The 4,070-nt window shown below is 64.4% G+C and carries 6 protein-coding genes; 1 reads left to right on the top strand and 5 read right to left on the bottom strand.

The window, feature by feature from the left end; genetic code table 11:
* Positions 1-211, top strand: a 211-nt coding sequence (locus tag VE172_RS03090; RefSeq protein WP_324797010.1) for a VOC family protein, incomplete at its 5' end; no start/stop codon positions are given.
* Positions 212-215: 4 nt separating this feature from the next.
* Here VE172_RS03090 and VE172_RS03085 read toward each other — a convergent pair.
* From VE172_RS03085 to VE172_RS03065, 5 genes are all read right to left on the bottom strand, one after another.
* The gene (locus VE172_RS03085) at positions 216-752 is read right to left on the bottom strand and encodes a hypothetical protein (protein ID WP_324797007.1); all 537 of its coding nucleotides are present in this window, start codon (positions 750-752) and stop codon (positions 216-218) included.
* Between the two features lie 210 nt (positions 753-962).
* A complete protein-coding gene (locus VE172_RS03080) occupies positions 963-1,547 on the bottom strand; it encodes a hypothetical protein (protein ID WP_324797004.1) in 585 nt (194 codons plus the stop codon).
* A gap of 111 nt (positions 1,548-1,658) precedes the next feature.
* Positions 1,659-2,750 (bottom strand): hypothetical protein, encoded by a 1,092-nt coding sequence (locus VE172_RS03075; protein ID WP_324797001.1) that lies wholly within the window; start codon positions 2,748-2,750, stop codon positions 1,659-1,661.
* Complete coding sequence (locus tag VE172_RS03070; RefSeq protein WP_324796997.1) at positions 2,747-3,124, bottom strand: hypothetical protein; 378 nt, start codon at positions 3,122-3,124, stop codon at positions 2,747-2,749. The genes VE172_RS03075 and VE172_RS03070 overlap by 4 nt, the downstream gene beginning before the upstream one ends.
* Before the next feature lie 85 nt (positions 3,125-3,209).
* On the bottom strand, positions 3,210-4,070 hold an 861-nt coding region (locus VE172_RS03065), incomplete at its 5' end, for a S8 family peptidase (RefSeq protein ID WP_324796994.1).

Genomic DNA, 4,070 nt, shown 5'->3' with positions numbered 1-4,070 from the left:
CTCGGGCGGCCCCCGCGTCGCCCTGGCCTTCGAGTGCGCGACACCCTCCGAAGTAGACACCCGCTACGCCGCCCTCACCGCCGCCGGCGCCCGCGGCGAACTGGCGCCCTTCGACGCCGACTGGGGACCGCGCTACGCCGTCGTGTTCGATCCCGACGGCAACGCCGTCGACCTGTACGCATCCAGAGCCTCAATACACACCATTACCTGACCTATCAGGTGTCGACACTCACCACTTTAGATACACACGGTCGATCCGCGTTGGGCTCGGTTTTCACGTCGTACTTAAAGGGCGCTTTGTCAAATTTCGACCAGTAGACCGTAATGACTACTCGATAGACGGCGGGGCTGCTGCCCGTCGTATTGGCATCGCCTGACTCAAAACTCTGAACATCGCGAGTATCAAGGTGTTCTTCCTGCCTGTATTCTTTTGCTCGCGTGAAGATCTTTTGACGCAAATCGTGAGGATCGAGATCGTCAGCGTTGGCGCACTGCATCAGATTCGCTTCGTGCCAGTCCTTGTTCGCGAAGACCGCGTGCATGAACCTCTCTGCCGCCTCGTCAGCGCTGCGTGCGTACTCATCGTGGGGATTGCCCTCCCCGGGCTGCGCCACCGCGTTCCACCCCGTTCCGATAATCGCAACAGCCGCCCACACGACGACCCACAGCCCCAGCAGCACCCCCGAACGCTTCCAGGAGCGCTTCGGGTCGGGGAAGCTCTCCGTCGCCGAGGACGTCGCGGTGTTGGTCACGATTCCAAGGCTATCGAACTCGCCCCCGCGCTTTTCGGCCCAGCGGTGACGGCGCGCACTACACCTCGTAGGAGCGGGACGATGCTTGGTACGGTGAGGGAAGCGTTCACTTTCTTGCCTTCTGCTTCAGCGGGCGGGGTGCGTGAATGTGTGCTGGGGACGCCGTTCCGCCTGGTCATCGCGAGCGGGTGGGGCGGTGTCCTTTTGGGTTCAGCCGTGGGTCGGGGAGTTTCCGGTGGGTGGCGGGGAGGACGACGGCGTCGGGACGCCGGAGATGTGCTCGCCCACCACGCCCTTGAGGCTTCGGTCGCGGAAGCAGCCCGTGGTGATGGGGGCGTTGATCAGCCCGACCGCGTTGAGCGCGGTGAACTCGTAGTCGGTGTCGGTGGACGGTTCGGTGGCGCTGACGCTGGCGTCGGCGTCCTTGGCGTGGCGGTATTCGGTGATCTGCCAGCCCCTGGACTTCCAGTGGTCGTGGACCTTGGCGACCACACCGTTGAGGTCGCCCGTCTTGGGGACGAAGTGGAAGCTGCCGAGTACGTTGTAGACGGTGTAGTCGGGTTTACCCTGCGGGCCCTTGCATGGTTCCGCCCGCATGCTCTTGAGAACGTATGGGGTGTCGAGGAAGTCGGCCGTCTTCTTGGCGTCGGCGAGGACGTCGTGAGCGGCTCGAGCGACCGTCTTGGCCTCGACGTCTGCGGTCTTGTGGTTGGCGAGAAAGAGGTACGTCGCGACGCTGAGGACCGCGATCACGACGACCACGATGAGACCCCATGGCCGCTTGGCGTTTGACATGGCGCGGGTCCTCCGTGGCTACCTCGTCGCACCTTCGATGCGAATACCTGGCAACACCGTAGTGGGGGCGCGATCGCGCGTGGCATCGCGATCGGCGCGGGCCTGGCGACGTCAGGGCAACGCGTGGGGGTCGTCGTGGGAGAGCTCGGAGAAGTCGAGGCTCTTGCCGCCGAACTGAATCGAGACCGAGGAGCCGTCCTCCAACTCGGTCTGAGGGGCTGGTGTCGCGGGTTTGTCGCGGTACTCGGGGAACTGGCGGTGGACGGTGCCCGTGAGAACGGGGCCCGAGCCGTGAGGGCCAGGGTCGACGCCGCCAGAGATGACGGGTGGCACGACCGTGGGATCGCCGGGGGCGAACGGGGAATCGTCGTCCTCGATGAGGAGGGCGCGGCGTCGGTCGCGGGTTGGGGCGGGCGGGCGTTGGTCGTGTCGCCGTTGGTTGAGGAGACCCTGGCGAGACGCGTCGGAGCGCAGGGGGCTGGCGGGTTGGTGACGCACCTCGGGACAAACGGCGCCGTCGGGGGCGGGGGTGGCGCCGTCGAGGGTCGCGGCCGCGGGTTCCATGGGCAGCAAGGGCATCGGGGGTTCGGGCGGGGTTTCGGGGTTGGGCGTCGGGTCGGCGGGGTCTGGCGCGGAGTGGGTGCGGGCGGGGTCCTGGAGTTGGTGGTTGGTGGTGGCGTCGATACCCGCGATGGATGGCGGCTCGAGGAGGTAGGACTGGGCGAGGTGTTGGTGTTGCTCGGCGGCGTCCTTGATCGTGTCGCGCATGTCGGTGCGCACCGATTCGCGCATCACGGCGAGGGTTTCGGGGTCGTCGCCGTCGGGGTTGGCCCGCCATTCGGCGTCCTCGTGGTGAAGATCGTCGATCTCGGAGCGGACTCGGGCCATGACGGCCGCCATCTCGCGCATTCCGTCGCTATTGGACGCCGCGCTGTCGCGAAGGCGTTCCAGGACGTCGATGAGTTTGCGTATTTCGGCGGAGAGGGCCGAGGCGCCCTCGCCGCTCCAGGAGTCCCGCAGGCGGTTCAGGTGAGTGGATGTGCCGTCGCGCAGGCGTTCGGCGAGGTCACGAAGGTCGGAGAAGCCTTGCTGTTGAGAGTTCCAGGTCGGCTCGTCGTTTCCGTGGGCGATGGCGTGATACTGCCGTGTGGACAGACCGTCGACAGGGTCGGGTGCGTGACGTGACGACCCAGGCATCATCACGGCTCTCGGATGTCGGTCAGCGCGCTGTCGACGAGGAGACGGTGGTCGTCGTCCCTGGATTGGTAGAGAGCGGCGAGTTCGCGCGCGGCGTCGCGCATGACCTCGATGACGGTTCGAGTGCGGGCCAGGGTTTCCAGATGGCGCTTGATGTTCTCGGTCTGGGTCGGTCCGATGTGAGCGGTGGCGGGGTCGGTGTGGTGCTTGCCGAAGGAGTGGGGAGCGGCTTGGCCGTTGGGGAAGAACTTGGCGTGGAGCAGGGGGTGCGTCGCGTCGATGGAACCGAGGATCTCGGCGTCAAGGGCGTCGGCGAAGGCGCGCAGCGCGGCGAGGTCGACGTGCAGGTCGTCGCGGTGCGGCGACGGCGAAGCACACACGGCGAGCCCCCGTTGACGCTTGCGGATGATGTGGGGTGAGGTTAGCTGGTCACCGCAAGCCGGAGGGGTGAGCGATGGCGGCGTGTTACGAAGTGGTGGGGCGAGCGGATTTTCGGCGGCGGAGCCAGACGAAGAGGAGGGCGGCGAGGAGGACAACGGCGGCAGCCGCCAGGGCGATGGGGAGCCAGGGGGTGGTGGAATTTGAGGCGACGAGCGCGTTTTTGTCCTTTGAGGAGGACTTGTTGTTTGCGGGAGCATCGGAATTAGGAGAGGTCTTTGGGTCAGGTTTTGGATTTACCGTGTCATCGGGAACACCCTTGGGGCGCTTGACATTGACCGTCAGCGCCTTGACTGGATTGATGACGCCGTATCCCAGCTTCAAGTTGTATTTCTTGTTTCCGCTCTTGTCAGTCTCGCCATCAGCTGTTTGGGTAAGCCGCCAACTTACGGCCTGCCAACCTATGTCCTTCCACTGCGCCTTCATGAGTGCAACGACACCACCCGTAATCGCACAAGCATCAGACGTTCCAGATCCTGAGTTGTATCCCCCGCCAAGCTTTGCTGAGACTATGTCCTCAGCGGGTGCCGAAACCGACAGTGAACCGTCTGATACTCCTGTAGGAGAAATCGCGCCAGGCCAAAGCTTCCCGTCTCGTCCTGTTCCGTTGACAGCGACGACACTGTCCAGGTCGGCAGGGGATTCGACGGAGGTCTTGTTTCCATACTTCCCAGACTCTTTGTTCCCTGCCGCAGCGACGACGGGAACATTCTTCTTCTTTATGGCGTACTCAACGGCTTCCTCCATGTCCTTATCACCAGGGCTACCACCGCTGGGAATGACGATGACGTCTGCACCATGCTCCGCAGCCCATCGAATGCCCTTGGTCATCCCCGCGTCGATCTCCTTGCCGCAGCAGTCAGGATCGTTGAGGAACTTTTGCGGGTA

It is taken from the genome of Stackebrandtia sp. (assembly GCF_035643755.1).
GTDB lineage: Bacteria > Actinomycetota > Actinomycetes > Mycobacteriales > Micromonosporaceae > Stackebrandtia.
This window is presented reverse-complemented; position numbering and strand designations above follow the sequence as displayed.

Bases quoted from the DNA above. Each gene is read 5' to 3' on its own strand.
- VE172_RS03080 (WP_324797004.1), bottom strand. From the start codon at position 1,547: ATGTCAAACGCCAAGCGGCCATGGGGTCTCATCGTGGTCGTCGTGATC.